At 71.3% G+C, this 16,936-nt stretch carries 15 protein-coding genes and 1 tRNA gene; 8 read left to right on the plus strand and 8 right to left on the minus strand.

Annotated features, from left to right (window positions below; all coding sequences use genetic code 11):
• Positions 1–18 precede the first annotated feature (18 nt).
• From dnaG to ACE7GA_RS15865, 4 genes are all read left to right on the plus strand, one after another.
• On the plus strand, positions 19–1,842 hold the full coding sequence (dnaG, locus tag ACE7GA_RS15850) for a DNA primase (RefSeq protein WP_376088292.1): 1,824 nt from the start codon (positions 19–21) through the stop codon (positions 1,840–1,842).
• Between the two features lie 70 nt (positions 1,843–1,912).
• Positions 1,913–3,853: an RNA polymerase sigma factor RpoD gene (gene rpoD, locus ACE7GA_RS15855; RefSeq protein WP_376088295.1), complete on the plus strand. Its 1,941-nt coding sequence runs from the start codon at positions 1,913–1,915 to the stop codon at positions 3,851–3,853.
• Positions 3,854–3,866: 13 nt separating this feature from the next.
• Entirely contained in the window at positions 3,867–4,427 is a 561-nt protein-coding gene (locus ACE7GA_RS15860; protein WP_376088298.1) for a GNAT family N-acetyltransferase, read from the plus strand.
• Positions 4,428–4,499: 72 nt separating this feature from the next.
• Positions 4,500–5,678 carry an MFS transporter gene (locus ACE7GA_RS15865; protein ID WP_376088301.1) on the plus strand — a complete coding sequence of 393 codons (1,179 nt, stop codon included), beginning with the start codon at positions 4,500–4,502 and terminating at the stop codon, positions 5,676–5,678.
• A 6-nt stretch (positions 5,679–5,684) separates the two neighbouring features.
• Here the strand turns inward: ACE7GA_RS15865 and ACE7GA_RS15870 are convergent, their stop codons facing one another.
• The 3 genes from ACE7GA_RS15870 to ppa form a co-directional block, all read right to left on the minus strand.
• Positions 5,685–5,933 (minus strand): hypothetical protein, encoded by a 249-nt coding sequence (locus tag ACE7GA_RS15870; RefSeq protein ID WP_376088304.1) that lies wholly within the window; start codon positions 5,931–5,933, stop codon positions 5,685–5,687.
• 87 nt (positions 5,934–6,020) lie between these two features.
• The gene (locus ACE7GA_RS15875; protein ID WP_376100299.1) at positions 6,021–8,141 is read right to left on the minus strand and encodes a sodium-translocating pyrophosphatase; all 2,121 of its coding nucleotides are present in this window, start codon (positions 8,139–8,141) and stop codon (positions 6,021–6,023) included.
• Positions 8,142–8,243: 102 nt separating this feature from the next.
• The gene (gene ppa, locus ACE7GA_RS15880; RefSeq protein WP_376088307.1) at positions 8,244–8,789 is read right to left on the minus strand and encodes an inorganic diphosphatase; all 546 of its coding nucleotides are present in this window, start codon (positions 8,787–8,789) and stop codon (positions 8,244–8,246) included.
• Positions 8,790–8,970: 181 nt separating this feature from the next.
• Here ppa and ACE7GA_RS15885 point away from each other — a divergent pair, with 181 nt between their 5' ends.
• Positions 8,971–10,197, plus strand: coding sequence for a homoserine O-acetyltransferase (locus ACE7GA_RS15885; protein WP_376088310.1), 1,227 nt, complete (start codon positions 8,971–8,973; stop codon positions 10,195–10,197).
• Positions 10,198–10,298: 101 nt separating this feature from the next.
• Positions 10,299–10,371, plus strand: a tRNA-Ile gene (locus ACE7GA_RS15890).
• A 21-nt stretch (positions 10,372–10,392) separates the two neighbouring features.
• Here the strand turns inward: ACE7GA_RS15890 and ACE7GA_RS15895 are convergent.
• From ACE7GA_RS15895 to ACE7GA_RS15905, 3 genes are read right to left on the minus strand one after another with little or no spacing between them, the layout of a single operon-like run.
• Positions 10,393–11,337 (minus strand): AsmA-like C-terminal region-containing protein, encoded by a 945-nt coding sequence (locus ACE7GA_RS15895; RefSeq protein ID WP_376088313.1) that lies wholly within the window; start codon positions 11,335–11,337, stop codon positions 10,393–10,395.
• On the minus strand, positions 11,301–12,875 hold the full coding sequence (locus tag ACE7GA_RS15900) for an AsmA family protein (protein ID WP_376088316.1): 1,575 nt from the start codon (positions 12,873–12,875) through the stop codon (positions 11,301–11,303). Before ACE7GA_RS15900 ends, ACE7GA_RS15895 begins: the two co-directional genes overlap by 37 nt.
• A gap of 46 nt (positions 12,876–12,921) precedes the next feature.
• The gene (locus ACE7GA_RS15905; protein WP_376088319.1) at positions 12,922–13,890 is read right to left on the minus strand and encodes an RluA family pseudouridine synthase; all 969 of its coding nucleotides are present in this window, start codon (positions 13,888–13,890) and stop codon (positions 12,922–12,924) included.
• Between the two features lie 108 nt (positions 13,891–13,998).
• Here ACE7GA_RS15905 and ACE7GA_RS15910 point away from each other — a divergent pair, with 108 nt between their 5' ends.
• Together ACE7GA_RS15910 and ACE7GA_RS15915 are read left to right on the plus strand one after the other, a co-directional pair.
• A complete protein-coding gene (locus tag ACE7GA_RS15910) occupies positions 13,999–14,376 on the plus strand; it encodes a hypothetical protein (RefSeq protein WP_376088322.1) in 378 nt (125 codons plus the stop codon).
• Between the two features lie 105 nt (positions 14,377–14,481).
• The gene (locus ACE7GA_RS15915; RefSeq protein WP_376088325.1) at positions 14,482–15,141 is read left to right on the plus strand and encodes a hypothetical protein; all 660 of its coding nucleotides are present in this window, start codon (positions 14,482–14,484) and stop codon (positions 15,139–15,141) included.
• A 31-nt stretch (positions 15,142–15,172) separates the two neighbouring features.
• On the opposite strand, the gene crcB is transcribed toward ACE7GA_RS15915, so the two are convergent.
• Positions 15,173–15,553: a fluoride efflux transporter CrcB gene (gene crcB / locus ACE7GA_RS15920; RefSeq protein ID WP_376088328.1), complete on the minus strand. Its 381-nt coding sequence runs from the start codon at positions 15,551–15,553 to the stop codon at positions 15,173–15,175.
• A complete protein-coding gene (locus ACE7GA_RS15925; RefSeq protein WP_376088331.1) occupies positions 15,550–16,884 on the minus strand; it encodes a replication-associated recombination protein A in 1,335 nt (444 codons plus the stop codon). Before ACE7GA_RS15925 ends, crcB begins: the two co-directional genes overlap by 4 nt.
• Positions 16,885–16,936: the final 52 nt, after the last annotated feature.

Below are 16,936 nucleotides of genomic sequence, written 5' to 3' on the forward strand. Positions count from 1 at the left end.
CACTACCTTCGGGGCTGAATGGCCCTCCCGCCCGCCTTCCTGGACGAACTGCGCGCCCGAACGCCGCTCGCCTCCGTCATCGGCCGCAAGGTCCGGCTGGCAAAGAACGGGCGGAACTGGAAGGGCTGCTGCCCCTTCCACAACGAGAAGACGCCGTCCTTCTACGTCTACGACGACCACTACCACTGCTTCGGCTGCGGCGCGCATGGCGACGCGATCGGCTTCACGATGCAGACGGAAGGCCTTCCCTTCCGCGAGGCAGTGGAGCGCCTCGCCGCCGAGGCCAGCCTCGACCTGCCGAAGGAAACACCCCAGCAGGCGGCGCGGGAGGCCAGGGCCCGCGACCTGCACGGCGTGCTCCACGCCGCGATGGAAGCGATGCAGCGTCGGCTTCACCTGCCGGAGGGGCGGCCGGCCCTGGACTACCTCCGCCGCCGCGGCCTGACCGACGAGACCATCACGCGCTTCGGCCTCGGCTGGTCCGGCGCGGGCCGCGGCACCCTCGCCGCCGACCTGAAGCCGCTGGGGATCGAGCCGGCGCAACTGGCCGAGGCCGGCCTGACCAAGCCGGCCGAGGACGGCAGTGCCGACCGCGACTTCTTCTTCAACCGGGTCATGTTCCCGATCCGCGACCGGCGGGGACGCATCGTCTCCTTCGGCGGCCGCATCCTCGGCGACGGTCAGCCCAAGTACCTGAACGGCCCGGAGACGCCGGTCTTCTCCAAGCGCCGGACCCTCTACGGCCTGGACATGGCGCGGGAGGCCGTCTTCCGTGGCGCCCGCCTCGTGGTGGTCGAGGGATACATGGACGTCATCGCCCTCCACCAGGCCGGCTTCGGCGGCGCCGTCGCACCCCTCGGCACCGCGCTGACCGAGGAGCATCTGGAAGAACTGTGGCGCGTCTCGCCCGAGCCCATCCTCTGCCTCGACGGCGATGCGGCTGGCGCGCGGGCCGCCATGCGGTCGGCGACGGTCGGCCTGCCGCTGGTCGGAACGGAACGGCGCCTCCGCTTCGCGACGCTGCCGGCCGGGGAAGACCCGGATACCTTCGTCGCCAAGTCCGGCAACGCCGCCTTCGAAGCGCTGATGGCCGGTTCTCGTGGAATGCCCGACCTGATCTACGATGCGGCCGCGGAGGGGAAGAACCTAGCCTCGCCCGAAGGCCGCGCCGCACTCCGCAACGACCTCGTCAGCGCTTCTGCTCAGGTCAAGGACAGGTCGCTTGCCGCGGAATACCGTTCCCTCCTCCTCGACCGCTTCTTCGCGTCCCGTCCCCGCCGCGGCGCGCCGCCCGCATCCCTCCGCCCGCGTCCAGCCCGCACGCCGCCGAGTGCCATAGCCGCACGGCTGGACCAGGCGCGTCATCTCCTGGCCATCACCATCGCCCACCCCTGGATCCTCGGCGAGGCAGAGGAGGCCTTCGCCTTGCTGACGATGCCGCCCGGTCACGCCGAGGCTCTTCAGGGCGCGCTGCTCGCGTGGCATTCCGGCAACGCAGGGCCGGACTCCTCGCGAACGCTTGACTCCGACGTGTTGCTCAACCACCTCACGGCGACCGGATTGGCGGAGGCGCGTGACTGGGCCTCCCGCGGGGCGGGCCTGCCGGCCGCCGCCCGCCGCGATGCCCAGCCCGGGGAGGCATTGAGCGGCTGGTGGCATTTCTTCGGCCTGTTGCGCGGCGAGGCGGACCTGGTCGGGGACCAGCGGGCCGCCGCGCGCACCTTGGCCGAGACGAACGACCCCGCGGCCGAGGCCCGGCTGCGGCACCTGACGGAGGCGCTCCTCGCGCTCCGGCAGGGGGAGACGGAACCGGAAGGCACCGCCCTCTCCGGAACTGCATAGGGTAGGGACGGTTTTCCGACCCGGTGGTGGCTCACCCCGCCCGCCGGCGTCGAATCATTCGGAGAGCGGCATGGCCACGAAGACGGCGAACGGCACGGAGACGACGGAGACCCGCGACGAGGCGGTCGAGGGCGCGCTCGTGGACAGCCTTGTCGCGTCCGTGAAGAAGCTGATCGCCCGCGGCAAGGAGCGGGGTTACGTCACCTACGACGAGATCAACGCCGTTCTCCCCCAGGATCAGATGTCCTCCGAGCAGATCGAGGACGTCATGGCGAACCTCTCGGAGATGGGCGTCAACGTCGTCGAGGCCGAGGAATCCGCCGACGAGGACGCGGAGAAGAAGCCCGTCGTCGCCAAGGCCGAGGGCGATGAGGAAGAAGAGCCGAAGGAGAAGGCCGAGGACGAGGAGTCCGGCGGCAACGTGGACGAGGCTAACCTCGGCCGCACGGACGACCCCGTCCGCATGTACCTCCGCGAGATGGGGTCGGTCGAGCTCCTCTCCCGCGAGGGCGAGATCGCGATCGCCAAGCGCATCGAGGCCGGCCGTGACATGATGATCGGCGGGCTCTGCGAGAGCCCGCTGACCTTCCAGGCCATCGTGAAGTGGCACGAGTCCGTCCGCGACGGGAAGATGCTGCTGCGCGACGTCATCGACCTGGAAGCCACGAACAACGCCGACATGCCCGACGGCCCGCCGCCCGAGGCGGAAGAGTTCGAGGAGGGTGAGGAGGGCGAGGGCGTCGGCCTCTCCCTCTCCGCGCTCGAGGAAAAGCTGAAGCCCGAGGCGCTCGCCGCCTTCGAGGCGATCGAGGCCGCCTACGGCAAGCTCGAGAAGATGTCGAACAAGCGCATGGAGGCCTATACCTCCGGCGGCGAGCTCGCGTCCCGTTCCGAGAAGACCTACGAGAAGCAGCGGCAGGAACTCGTCGCGTTGGTGGAGAAGGTTCACCTCCACAACAACCGGATCGAGGAACTCGTTGACCAGATCAAGGGCCTCTACCGCCGCCTGACGGGCCTCGAGGGCCAAGTCCTGCGCCTCGCCGAGGGCCAAAAGGTCAAGCGCGAGGAGTTCCTGGAACACTGGCGCGGCAGCGAGCTGGACCCCGCCTGGTTCGACCGCGTCGGCAAGCTCAAGGGCAAGGCCTGGCAGAACTTCGTCGGCGTCGCGCGCAACGACGCCGAGGCCATCCGCGCGGAGATCGGCAAGGTCGCCGGCATGACCGGCCTGCCCGTCGCCGAGTTCAAGCGAGTCTATTCGACGGTGTCGCGCGGCGAACGCGACATGACCCAGGCGAAGAAGGAGATGATCGAGGCTAACCTGCGCCTCGTGATCTCCATCGCCAAGAAGTACACGAACCGCGGCCTGCAGTTCCTGGACCTGATCCAGGAGGGCAACATCGGCCTGATGAAGGCCGTGGACAAGTTCGAGTACCGCCGCGGCTACAAGTTCAGCACCTACGCCACGTGGTGGATCCGGCAGGCGATCACGCGATCCATCGCCGACCAGGCGCGGACCATCCGCATCCCCGTCCACATGATCGAGACGATCAACAAGCTGGTCCGCACGTCGCGCCAGATGCTGCACGAGATCGGGCGGGAGCCACAGCCGGAGGAACTCGCTGAGAAGCTGGGGATGCCGCTGGAGAAAGTGCGAAAGGTCCTGAAGATCGCGAAGGAGCCGATCTCCCTCGAAACGCCGATCGGCGACGAGGAGGACAGCCACCTCGGCGACTTCATCGAGGACAAGAACGCGATCATCCCGCTGGATGCAGCGATTCAGTCCAACCTGCGCGAGGCGACGACCCGCGTGCTGTCGAGCCTGACGCCGCGTGAGGAACGCGTCCTGCGGATGCGCTTCGGCATCGGCATGAACACGGACCATACGCTGGAAGAGGTCGGGCAGCAGTTCAACGTAACGCGCGAGCGCATCCGCCAGATCGAGGCGAAGGCGCTGCGCAAGCTGAAGCACCCGACCCGGTCCCGGAAGCTGCGGTCCTTCCTCGACAACTGACGGCCGACGCGGGATGCCAGATACCATCCCCGTCACCGTCGAGGTGACGTTCCTGCGGATGGAGGCGCCGCCGGCCGACCCGGCGCCGCCGCTACCCGATGGCGTCGGCGTGCTCCGCCTGCCGCGCCCGACGGTCGGCTTCTACCGCTACCTCTACGACACGGTGGGCCGAGACTATTGCTGGTGGTTGCGTCGCACCGTGTCCGACGGGCGGCTCGGGCGGATCCTGGCCGACCCCGCCGTGTCCATCCACGTCCTCTACCGGGACGGGGAGCCCGCCGGCTTCTACGAACTGGAACGCCGCCCGGACCGCACGATCAACCTCGGCTATTTCGGCCTCATGCCCCACGTCATCGGCGCCGGGCTCGGCCGTCCCTTCCTGCGGGATGCGGTGGACACCGCCTGGGCCGAACGCCCGGATGGCCTGACGGTGAACACCTGCACCGCCGACCACCCGCGGGCGATGCCGAACTACCTCGCCGCCGGCTTCACGGTCACCCGCCGCGTGCGGGAGGAATGGCCAATCCCCGCCGAACTGGACCTGCGCCTCCCCGCGTCGCTCCCGCCGGGCTGACCCGCGCGTCGCGTGCTGGACAGGGCCGCACCGCGCCCCCACCGTCCGGTCTCCCGTCAAGGACCACGCCGCATGCCGCCCGGCATTTACGCCCTTCTCCTGGTGAACTTCGCCGTGGGAACGCAGGGCTTCGTCTTCGGCGGGGTCCTGGCCGAGCTGGCCGCCGACCTGGGTGTCACGACGGGCACGGCGGGCCTGGCCATCACCGCGTCCGCGGTCACCTTCGCGGTGGGGTCTCCGGTGTTCGCCGTTCTGTTCGGCCGGGCCGAGCGGCGGACCGTCCTGCTGGCCGGCCTCGCGGTCCTCCTGCTCGGCAACATCGGATGCGCCCTCGCGCCGAACTTCGCGGCGCTCTTCGCCCTCCGCGTGCTGACGGGCCTCGGCGCCGGGCTAGTCGGGGCGGTTGGCGGCGCCACGGCCGCGCAGATCGCACCGCCGGAGAAGCGCGGACAGGCGCTGGCTCTTGTCCTGGGCGGCCTGACCCTCGCCTTCACCCTCGGCTTGCCGCTGGGCTCCGCCGCCGGCGGCGCCTTCGGCTGGCGCGCCTGCTTCGTGCTGAGCATCGTCCTGACGCTCGGCGCGATCGCTGCCTTGCTGCTGGTCCTTCCGCGGGTACAGCCGATGCCGGGGCCGCGGCCCAGCCCGACGGCATTGCTCGCCATCCCCGCGGTCCGGTCGGCCTTCGCGACGAACTTCCTCGCCTTCGCCGGCTCCTTCTGCGTCGTCGCTTTCACTGGGCCGCTGGTGAACGCGGTCACCGGCTATGCCGGCGCGGCAGTCGGCCCCTTCCAGGCCTGCATCGGTGTCGGATCGCTTCTCGGCCTCGCGCTCGGCGGGAAGGCCGCGGACGGGAGCGCCGCGCGCCGCGTGCTTCCGATCTCGCTGCTGGTCCTAGCTGCATGCCTGCTCGGCTTCGCCGCGCTGATCGCGGGATGGGCGCGCGGTTGGGCCGTGCCGCTCCTCGGCCTCGCCATCCTCGTCAACTCTGCGACGCTCTTCGCCATGGTGCCCGTGCTGCAGAACCGCCTTGCCGCGGTCGCCGGCGCGGCCACGCCGCTCGCCTTCGCGCTCAACGGCTCGCTTGTCTCGCTCGGACAGGGGGCGGGGGCGGCGATCGGCGGCGGGGTGAAGGACTCGGTGGGCTTCGCCGGCGCGGGCCTGGTCGGGGCAGCGGTGGTGCTGGCGGCGCTCCTCGCTTCCCGCCGCGTCTTCGCGGCGCCCGCCCCGGCGCCGGTTCCGAAGCCCGCCTGACGCGCGCTACCGGCGGACCAGCCGACCGACCCCGCGGATCAGCAGGACGGCCCAGAGCAGCGTCGTCGCGAGGATCAGGGGCCAGGTGACCAGCATGAACCAGCCCATCATGCCCGTGGTGTAGAGGAGCGGCCCCCAATCCGTGCCGCCCGGCCCGGTGCAAGGCGTGACCCCGCCTTCGTTCACACGACAACCCAGCGCGTCCGCCGCGATGCCGGTGAAGATGACAGAGAGGATCGGCGCCCAGCCGACCAAAGTCGCGACGGCCGCGACCCCGTACCAGAACCGCGCGGACCGGCGCGGCGTGGCCGGCGGGGGAGGTCCCCGCCGGCCGGCCCGCCCTCAGGAATGGGCGAGGATCGCAAGCAGCAACAGCGCCACGATGTTCGTGATCTTGATCATCGGGTTCACCGCAGGCCCGGCCGTGTCCTTGTAGGGATCGCCGACCGTGTCGCCGGTCACCGCGGCCTTGTGGGCGTCGGAGCCCTTGCCGCCGTGGTGCCCGTCCTCGATGTACTTCTTCGCGTTGTCCCAGGCGCCACCGCCCGTCGTCATGGACACCGCGACGAAAAACCCGGTGACGATCACGCCCAGCAGCATCGCGCCGAGCGCCGAGAAGGCCGCCGCCTTCCCCGCGATCGCCTGGATGCCGAAATACACCACGAGCGGCGAAAGCACCGGCAGCAGCGAGGGAATGATCATCTCCCGGATCGCCGCCTTCGTCAGCAGGTCCACGGCGCGGGCGTAGTCCGGCTTTTCCGTGCCCTGCATGATACCCGGCTTCTCCCGGAACTGGCGTCGCACCTCCTCGACGACCGACATGGCCGCGCGACCGACCGCGGTCATGGCCATGCCGCCGAACAGGAAAGGCAGCAGTCCCCCGAACAGCAGCCCCACCACGACGTAGGGGTCGGCGAGGCTGAAGGTCAGCGGCGGAATCCCCGCGAAGTAGGGATAGATGTTCGAGTTCGCCTGGAAGTACTGCAGGTCCTGCGTATAGGCCGCGAAGAGCACGAGCGCGCCGAGACCGGCCGAGCCGATGGCGTAGCCCTTCGTGACGGCCTTCGTGGTGTTGCCCACCGCGTCCAGCGCGTCGGTCGTGACCCGGACCTCCTTCGGAAGCTCCGCCATCTCCGCGATGCCGCCCGCATTGTCCGTCACCGGCCCGAAGGCATCGAGTGCCACGACGAAGCCCGCGAGCGCCAGCATCGTCGTCGTCGCGATCGCGATGCCGTAGAGGCCGGCGAGGTTGTAGGTCACCAGCACGCCGGCGATGATGATGAGCGCCGGCAGCGCCGTGCTCTCCATGCTCACGGCAAGGCCGCGGATCACGTTGGTTCCGTGGCCCGTGACGCTGCTCTCCGCGATGGCCTGGACGGGCCGGTAGTTCGTGCCGGTGTAGTATTCGGTGACCCACACGATGGCCGCCGTGACGGCGAGACCCATGACGCCGCACCAGAACAGGGACATGCGCGTGAAGGTCACGCCACCCGCCGTTAGCGGCTGCGACCCGAAGACCAGGAAGGTCAGGGGCAGCAGGACGACGAGCGACAGCACGCCCGTGACGATGAAGCCCCGGTACATCGCCCCCATGATCGAGTTGTTCGCCGGCAGCTTCACGAAGTAGGTGCCGACGATGGAGGTCAGGATGCAGGCCCCGCCGATCACCAGCGGGTAGAGCATGCCCTGGACCCGTGACGCCTCGCCGGTGAAGGCGATGGCCGCCAGCACCATCGTGGCGACGATCGTCACAGCGTAGGTTTCGAACAGGTCCGCTGCCATGCCCGCGCAGTCGCCGACGTTGTCCCCGACGTTGTCCGCGATCGTCGCGGGGTTGCGGGGGTCGTCCTCGGGGATGCCGGCCTCGACCTTGCCGACCATGTCGCCGCCGACATCCGCACCCTTGGTGAAGATGCCTCCGCCGAGCCGCGCGAAGATCGAGATGAGCGAAGCGCCGAAGCCCAGTGCGACAAGGCTGTCGATGACCACGCGGGAGTTCATGGGGTTCCCGCCGAGGATGACGAGGATGAAGAAGTAGCCGGCGACCCCGAGCAGCGCGAGGCCGGCCACGAGCATTCCGGTGATCGCGCCGGACTTGAACGCAACGTCCAGCCCTGCGGCGAGCGAGCCGAGGGAGGCCTGGGCCGTCCGCACGTTGGCGCGGACCGACACGTTCATCCCGAGGAAGCCCGCCAGCCCCGACAGCACTGCGCCGAGCAGGAAGCCGATCGCGACCGCGAAGCCCAGCCGCCAGGCGACCAGGACGAAGAGGACGACGCCGACGATCGCGATGGTGGTGTACTGGCGCCGCAGGTAGGCCTGCGCGCCTTCCTGGATCGCCGCAGCGATCTCCTGCATCCGTGCGGACCCGGCGTCGCGCGCCAGGACCTCCTTCGCGGTCACCACGCCGTAGGCGACGGACAGCGCCCCCAGCACGATGACCACCAGCAGCCATGTGGTGATCAAGTGTGGACTCCCCCCTTTGGCCCGGCGCGGATCCGCGCCGGTTGCCCGGGGAGCGTGCCAAGGGGTAGGGGGCCGCGCAACCGGCCCCCCCGGCCGTAATCAGGCCGCCGCGTCGGCCTTCTGGGAAGCGGCCGCGGCGATGCCCTCGCGGATCAGCCGGTGCGCGTCGTCCTTCGTCCCCCAGCCCAGGACCTTTACCCACTTGCCGGGCTCCAGGTCCTTGTAGCGGCTGAAGAAGTGCTCGATCGTCCGGCGCGTGATCTCCGGCAGGTCCTCGCAGCCCTCGATGTCCGCGAAGTAGGGGTGGACCTTCTCGTGCGGTACGGCGACGAGCTTCTCGTCGCCGCCCGCCTCATCCTCCATCATCAACACCCCGATCGGCCGGCAGCGGATGACGCAGCCGGGGACGACGGGAACGGGGGTCAGAACCAGCACGTCCGTCGGGTCGCCGTCATCCGCGAGCGTCCCGGGGATGAAGCCGTAGGCCGCGGGATAGGCCATGGGCGTGAACAGGAAGCGGTCGACAACGACGGCGCCGCTGTCCTTGTCGATCTCGTACTTGACCTGGGCGCCCTGCGGGATCTCCACGACGACGTTGATGTCGTACGGCGGGGCTTTCCCCGTCGGGATCAGGTTCGGGGTCATGAGCAGTCCTGTCGGGCGCACGCCCTGGTTGAGGTCGGGGGCGCCCCTTGGTCGCCCTTGGCTGTAGCAGCGCGGCGGGGCTGCTGCAACGCGACGCGGATCACGCCGCCGCTTCTTCACGCCGGCCTTGCGGCGGCCGGGCCCGCCCCGCAGCATGGGGTCAACCAACCGGGGAAACGCCATGTCCATCGAAGCCTCGCGCCGCGATGCCTTCGCCCTCGCCGCGACCTTCCTCGCCGCCCTGCCCGCCGCCCTACCCGCCGCCGCGCAGCAGACCGCGGCGCCCGCCCCCTCCGGCGGCGAGCTGATCGTCCGTAAGCAGATTTTCGAGGCCGGCGAGATCCGCACCCGGTCCGGCGGCGTCGTCCCGAACGTCCGCGTCGGCTACCAGACCGCCGGCACGCTGAACCAGGCCGGCGACAACGCCGTCCTGATCAACCACTTCTTCTCTGCCAATTCCCACGCCTTCGGCCGCTACGCGCCGGGCGGGGCCGCCGGCTACTGGGACAACATCGTCGGCCCGGGCAAGGCGATCGACACCGATCGCTACTTCGTCGTGTCCTCCGACACCTTCGTGAACCTGAACCTGAACGACGCCTCGACGACCAGTACCGGTCCTGCGACGCTGGATCCCTCGACCGGCCGACCGTTCGGGATGACCTATCCCGTCGTCGCCATGCGTGATTTCGTCGAGGTCCAGAAGAAGCTCCTCGACAGCCTCGGCGTCCGCCGGCTCGCGATGGTCGCCGGCCCCTCCATGGGCGCCCTGCAATCCATCGAATGGGCATGCGCCTACCCCGAGATGATCGACCGCGTCCTGTCCGTCGTCGGCACGAGCGAATTCGACGCCTTCCTCATGGGCTGGATGGAGCTCTGGGAGGTCCCGATCCGCATGGACCCGAACTGGCGCAACGGGGACTACTACGGGCAGGGCCGGGAAGCCCCGATCCGCGGCTTGGCCGAGGCGCTGAAGATCGTCACCCTCCAGGCCCGCGACTTCGGCTCGATGTCCCAGTTCGGCCGCCGTCCCGTCGAAGGCCAGGACCCGGCCAAGCGCATCGGCGACTCCTTCGCGGCCGAAAAGTTCCTGGACGATGCCGCGACCGCCCGGGCCCGCACGGCCGATGCCAACGCTTTCCTCTACCTCACCCGCGCCAACCAGCTCTTCCTCCACGAGTACCCGAGCTCGGAGGCCGCGCTCTCCCGCTCCCGCGCCAAGTGGTTCGTCGCCGCCGCGCCGGGCGATCGCATCTTCCCGATCGAATACAACCGCGTCTTTGCCGAAACCCTCCGAAAGGTCGGGCGCCCCGTCCGCACCGCCGACCTGCGCGGTGGCCTCGGCCACCTCGAGGGCGTGGCGAGCATGAACAAGATCGAAGCCGAGGTGCAGGCCTTCCTCGCGGAGTGACGAGGTGGACCCGATCCCGCGCGACGGATCGGGTCAGCGGCGACCGCCGCCCGCCCTCTCCCCACGACAGCCTGCACCGGCGGGTGTAGAAGGCGCGCCGGGGGCCGGTAGCTCAACGGTCAGAGCGGGCCGCTCATAACGGCTTGGTTGCGGGTTCGATTCCTGCCCGGCCCATCCCCCGACCCATCCCTTGGCTCAACGCCCCAGCAGGCCGCGCAGCACGTCCCCCACCCCAGGCGCGCGTTGCGGACGCGGTGCGGCCGGCGCTGGTGTTCCGTCGCAACCTGGCACCGCCGTATCCGTCCCGCCCGAGAGCGCCTCGGCCAGCGCGCCCAGCGCCGCCGTCTCCTCGTCCCGCGATCCCCGCGCGATCGCGCCGAGGGCGCCGGCCGCCGCCGCGGCCGCACCTCCACGGTCCACTGAGACTGTCGGCGCCGCGAAGGTGCCGCCGACCGTGACGGGCGTCGTCACGGAGACGCTGCCTACCCGCACCACCGGGTTGAGCCGGAGGGCGAGCGTCTCGTCCCGCAGGTTCACGCTGCCTGTCGCAGTCGCACCGCCCAACCCGGTTCGCAGCAGGGCCGTCTCCGCCCGCGCGGTGCCGTCCGCCGCCGCGAAGCGCAGGTCCAGGCACCGCAGCGTTGCCGCGCCGCCGAGTGCCCCTTCCGGTACCACCCCTCGCAGCGGCGCCGTCAGCCGGCCGACGAGCGCCGGATCGAGCGTGCCGGCTCCCATGGACAGGGCGGCATGCCCTTCGAGCGAGCCGAGGTAGGTTCTCAGGTCGTTCCCCCCGCCGCGCAGCGAAAAGTCGAGCCGCGCCCGGCCCCGCAACGGCGCCGACGCGCCGAGTGCCTCGAGCAAGGGCGCGAGATCCACGCCCGCCCCGGAACTCCGGAGCGCCAGGGCGAGAGTCGGCCGCGGTCCCGTCGCATCCGCCGACAGCGCCCCCGCCAGCGGCCCGCCCGGACTTTCGGCGGAGGCCGGCTCCACGGCCAGACGACCGCCCGCAGCCAGCGCAGTGACCGACACCGAACGCCAGTCATGCCCGCGCACCCGCAGCGTACCGACTGTCGCGGCGACGTCCACAGAAACGGGCAGCGTCCTCAGCACGGATAGGGAAAGCGGAACGTCCGGAAGCACTCGCCGCGTCGTCGGGGGGCGGGCGCTGGCCCTGGCGTGCTGCCAGGGGACGGTGCGTTGGGGGCCAGCGCCCCGGGAGCCGGAGCTTCCGCAGCCGGAGCCGGCGCTTCGGGGGCTCCTGCTCCCGGTCCCGCTGCCGTCGGCCCGGGGCGCAGGCCGTCTAGGTCAAGTCGGTCGAAAGCCAGACGGGCCTGAACCGCCGGGACAGGGTCGGCCCGTCGGACAGAGAACGACCCGCGCCCCACTCCTTCCCGCGCCTGAAGGGTGAATTCGGGAACCTCCGTCCCCTCCGGCGCGATCCTCCACCGCGCATCCAGGGCAGCGTCGTGCAGCGGCGGCACCGCGGCGCCCGAGCGCGCACCCAATGCCTGCAGGTCCGTCACCCGCAACACGAGCGTCCCCTCGACCGGGCCCTGCCGCCCCGCCCGGAACCCTGGCGGCAGCGTCGCGGCCGCTTCGACCCAAAGCCCCTCCGCCGCCAGACTCCCCGAGACCGGCCAGGCCACCGCGGCGTCGCGCAGCGTCGCGAGGTTCGGCCCGACGGCGTTGAGGGCCAGCGACAACTCGCGGACGCGAAGCGACCCCGTGATGGTCGTCGGCGCGTCGGGCGCCGGCGCCGATGCCTGAACCGACTCCAATGCCGCGTTGCCGAAGGCCGGTGGCAGCGCCACCCGGGTCACCGCGACGTGCAGGGAGCGAAGCCCCGCGGCCCCGTCGCCCTCGACTACGGCCGAAAGGCCCTGCGCCGGCGGGAATGCCACTCCGGGCGCCAGCGCCGCGAAGCGCCCGGTCGAATCCGCCGTCACGGCCAGCCGCCCGCGCCATCCAGTCGGGGCGACGGGCAGGTCCAGCGTCCCGTTCGCCTCGATGTTCACGCCCTCGGCAGACAGGGCCACACGGACCGGCCATGGGTCCCCGGCCCCGCGGAGAACGGGCGTAAGCGGTCCCATCGTCGCGCCGAGGCGCGCCGCGATTCCGCGGGCAGCGATGCTCCCCTCCGCCCGCGTCTCGGCACCGGCCGCCCTGACCGAGAGGCGGGGGATCTCCACCACCTCGGTCGTGGCGCCGCGCCAGGTGACGCGCCCGTCCTCGATCGTGAGGGACGCAACATCCAGCACCAGGGGTTGGGATGGCGTCGCCGGGGCCCGATCGGGCTGGCGCGCCACCGCATCCGGCCGCGCCGCCGGGCCGAGCTGCCAGTTCGGTCTGCCGTCCGCGTCGCTCTCCAGCAGCAGGTCCGGCCCGATGATCCGCAGGCTTCGCACCTCGACCCGGCGCGAAAGGAGCGGCAGCAGCGCCACCTCCGCCTCGATCCGCCGCGCCCGCAGCATCTCCGGGCGCGACCCGCCCGGGAGGTTGGCGAGGCTCGGCCCATCCAGCGTGATCCGCGGCACGAGCGAGGTGGTCAGCCCGATCGGCCCCGACAGCGTGAAGGCCCGTCCCGTCGCGGCGTGCACCGCTTCCTGCACCCGCGGCCGGATCGCGTCCGACCGCATCACAGCAAAGAGCGCGGCGTAGCCGAGAAGCGGCAGCGCCACGACGACAGCGGCGACTCCGAGCCCCCAGCGCGCGCGCGCGCGCCCATCAGCGAGACCACCGCGGCGCGGGCGTGCGGGGCCGCTCGAAGCCGAGGAAGGCGAAGGACTCGACCATGTGCGGCGGCAACGCGGCCGAGACTTCCAACGTCCCGCCCTGCGGATGCGGCAAGGCGATTGCCCTCGCGTGCAGGTGCAGCAGCGGCGACATGCCCTCCAGATGCGCGCCGGCCCCGCCGTACTTCCCATCCCCCAGGATCGGCGTCCCGAGTGCCGAGGCGCAGTGAACCCGTAGCTGATGGGTGCGTCCCGTCAGCGGATTCAGTTCCAGCCACGACGCGACCTTCCGCGCTGCGTCCTTCACGACGTAGTCCGTGACGGCCCGCGTCCCGTCCGAGTCCTCCGCAGGAGCCGTCCGTTCGCCCCGCGGTCCGCCCGTCTTGGCCAGCGCCATGTCGATCCGGCCCTCCAGCGGATGCGGCCGCCCCGCGACGAGCGCCCAATACGTCTTGTGCGCGTCGCGCCCGCGGAAGGCAGCCGCCAGCCTCGCTGCCGCCCCCGGCGTCCGCGCCAGCAGCAGCACGCCCGACGTATCCCGGTCCAGCCGATGCACCAGGCGCGGCCGGTCCGGCGACCCGAAGCGCAGCGCGTCGAGCATCCCGTCCAGGTGCCGCGTGATCCCCGGCCCGCCCTGCACCGGCAGCCCGTGCGGCTTGTCCAGCACGATGACGCTGTCGTCCCGGTACAGGATCAGCCGCTCCAGCATCGCCGCGTCGCGGTCGGACACGGCCTGTTCCGGCCGCGGTGCGGGCGCGTCGGGCAGGGGAGGAATCCGGATCTCCTGCCCCTCCGCGAGCCTCGTGTTCGCCTCAGCCCGCCGCCCGTCCACCCGGACCTGACCGGTCCGGAGCATCTTCTGCAGCGCACCCTGGGTCAGGGCGGGATGATGGCGCCGGAACCAGCGGTCGAGGCGGAGGTCGGCCTCGTCCGGGGCGACGCGCGCGGTACGGACGGTCATGAGGGGGAGGTGGGGCGTGGCGGCATCGGAGTCGAGCCGGGTTAACCCAGGTTGCCCCGCTCCGTCAGGTGTCCGTAATCTCACGGTGCGAATCGAAGAGGAACGACAATGCGTCGCACGATGCTGCTTGGTGGGCTGGGTTTTCTCGCGGCCTGCGCCCAGGAACCGCAGCGGGTCGTCGTCGTGCAGCAACCCGCAACCGTCGTCCGGCCCGCCTGCGATACCTCGTTCCGGGTGTACAACGCCTCCTCCTTGCGGGTGGACCAGCTCTACTTCAGCCATTCGAGCCTCGGCGGCTGGGGCTCCGACCAGCTCGGCCAGTCCGTCCTGCCGCCCGGCCGCACCGTCAGCTACCGCGCAGCGAATACCGGCCGCTACGACTTCCGCGTGGTCTGGGCAAACGGGCGCGCCGCCGAGCTCCGCGGCGTCAACGTTTGCGCGGCGAGCCAGATCACCGTCACCAATGGCGGCCTGCGCGCGAGCTGATGGGCGCGGCGCCCGGGCTTCGGCCGGGCGACGGACGCGACGAACCGGGGCCTGACGTCGCGCCTCCGGCGGTGGCATGACGGCCGCCGACCCTGGAGGATCGGTATGGCCGGGCTGAGTCTCAGCGAAGGCGGTTTGCGGGACCGCATGGCGGCGAAGGAGCGTGAGTCCCGCGCGAGCGGAGCCACGAGCCTCGACATCGCGCTGTCCCGCGACTCCGGCATGGATGCGCGGGACATCAACTTCCTCCGCGACTTCACGGCGCAGCGGAAGCTGCTCATCGTCTTCCGCTGCCCCAAGCCGTCGGCGCGGGCCTTTCACGGCGACCTTCCCGGCAAGACCTTCGCCACGAAGGCGAAGACGAACGATTCCGGCACCGTCTACGGGCATGGCGGCACGCTCATGGTCAGCGACTACGACATGATGAGCATCTGGCGTTCGACCGGATCGGGTTTCCAGAAGATCTTCACCTCCGCACTCGCCCCTGGCGCGCCGCGCGGCAAGTGGTCGGAGGAGGCGCGGGACCTCGTCCGTGCGATGAACCAATACCTCGTCACGAGGCTGCAGCACGGCTGCCAGGACGATTTCCTCAACCGGGAGAAGAATCCCGGCGTGAAGATGGCGGACCACTTCCTCGCCATCCGCATGGGCCACGGCACGTACCTGCGCGATCCCGTGTACTGCGAGAACTTCTACCGGGCGCACGCGCTGTGGTGGCCCTACGACACGCTCGGCAAGCACACGGGTCGCGAGGCGGGTACCTGAGCCCGCGGCGCGCCGGCCCTCAACCCTTCGCTCAGGCCACGGCGCGACCGGCCCAGAAACCCGCGGCGAAGGACGCCAGGCCTCCCGCAACCGTCACGCCGACGTAGAGCGCCGCCAGCGCCGGCGAGCGCCCGAACAGCGTCCCCGTGTCGAGCGAGAAGGCCGAGAAGGTCGTGAAGCCCCCGAGCACGCCGGTGACGACGAACAGGCGAAGCTCGTTGGACGTCACCGTTCCCGCCGCGGCCAGCCCGCCGATCACGCCGATCACCGCGGAGCCCACCACGTTCACCGCGAGCGTTCCCCACGGGAAAGACGCCCCGAGCGCCCCGAGGAGCCACACGCCCGCCGCGTAGCGGACGACCGAACCGAGCGCACCACCCAACGCGACGAGAGCCAGACCCACCGGCGTCATCGGCGCTTCGCGTCCCTGAGAGTGGCGAGCCGCACGAGGTGCTCGCGCACAGCCGCCTCCGCGCCGCGGTCGGTCGGCACGTAAAGACTTGGACGCGTCATCCCGTCGGGGAAGTAGTCCGCGCCGGAGAAGGCGTCCTCCTCGTCATGGTCGTAGGCGTAGTCCCGACCGTAGCCGAGATCCTTCATCAGCCGCGTCGGCGCGTTCAGGATATGGGCGGGCGGTGCCAGCGACCCGGTCGTCGCCGCCAGCGCCTGGGCCGCCTTCCAGGCCGCGTAGGCCGCGTTCGACTTCGGCGCTGCGGCGAGGTGCAGCACGAGTTGCGCCAGCGCCAACTCGCCCTCCGGCGACCCGAGCCGCTCGTAGGACTCCCAGGCGGCCAGGGCGAGGGGGAGCGCGGCGGGGTCGGCCGCGCCCACGTCCTCCGACGCGAAGCGGGCGAGGCGCCGGGCGATGTAGCGTGGGTCCTCGCCGCCACGGACCATGCGGGCGAACCAGTAGAGCGCCGCGTCGGGATCGGAGCCGCGCAGCGACTTGTGCAGGGCGCTGATCAGGTTGAAGTGCTCTTCCCGGTCGCGGTCGTAGAGCGCGGCCCGGCGCGCGAGGAGTGTGGACAGCCCGGCCGGGTCAAGCGGCGGCGTCCCGGCCGGCAGGGATTGCAACTGCTCCGCGAGGTTAAGCAGGTAGCGCCCGTCGCCATCCGCCATGGCGCGCAGCGTGACCCGGGCGTCCGGGGTGAGCGGGAGCGGCCTCCCGTCCTCACGATCGGCACGGGTGAGCAGGGCTTCCAGCGCGTCGTCGTCCAGCCGCTTCAGCACCATCACCTGGCACCGCGACAGCAGCGCGCCGTTCAGCGCGAAGGACGGGTTCTCCGTCGTCGCGCCGACGAGGACGACGGTGCCGTCCTCCACCACCGGCAGGAAGCCATCCTGCTGCGCACGGTTGAAGCGGTGGATCTCGTCCACGAAGAGCAGCGTCGCCGTGCCGTTGGCCCGGCGAGCCCGCGCCTCGTCGAAGGCCCGTTTCAGGTCCGCGACGCCCGAGAAGACGGCCGACAGCGCGGCGAAGCGCAGCCCCGCCGCCTCCGCCAGGAGTCGGGCGATCGTGGTCTTCCCCACCCCCGGCGGTCCCCAGAGGATGAGGGAGGCGAGCGACCCGCGCGCGAGCATCCGCGTGATCGCGCCATCCGAGCCCAGCAGGTGGTCCTGGCCCACGACCTCCGGCAGCGCCCGTGGGCGGAGACGGTCGGCTAGGGGCCGCGGCGCGCCCGACGCGGCGGACGGCAGGTCGGCCTGGCCGAAGAGATCGGGCGCGGGCGGGCGCGAGGGCATGCCCGACACATACGCCCGGTGCGCGGCCGCGGGAAACCGCCCCGCACGCGCG

Origin of the sequence: Roseomonas sp. CCTCC AB2023176, from assembly GCF_042259275.1 — a bacterium.
Taxonomy (GTDB): Bacteria; Pseudomonadota; Alphaproteobacteria; order Acetobacterales; family Acetobacteraceae; genus Roseomonas.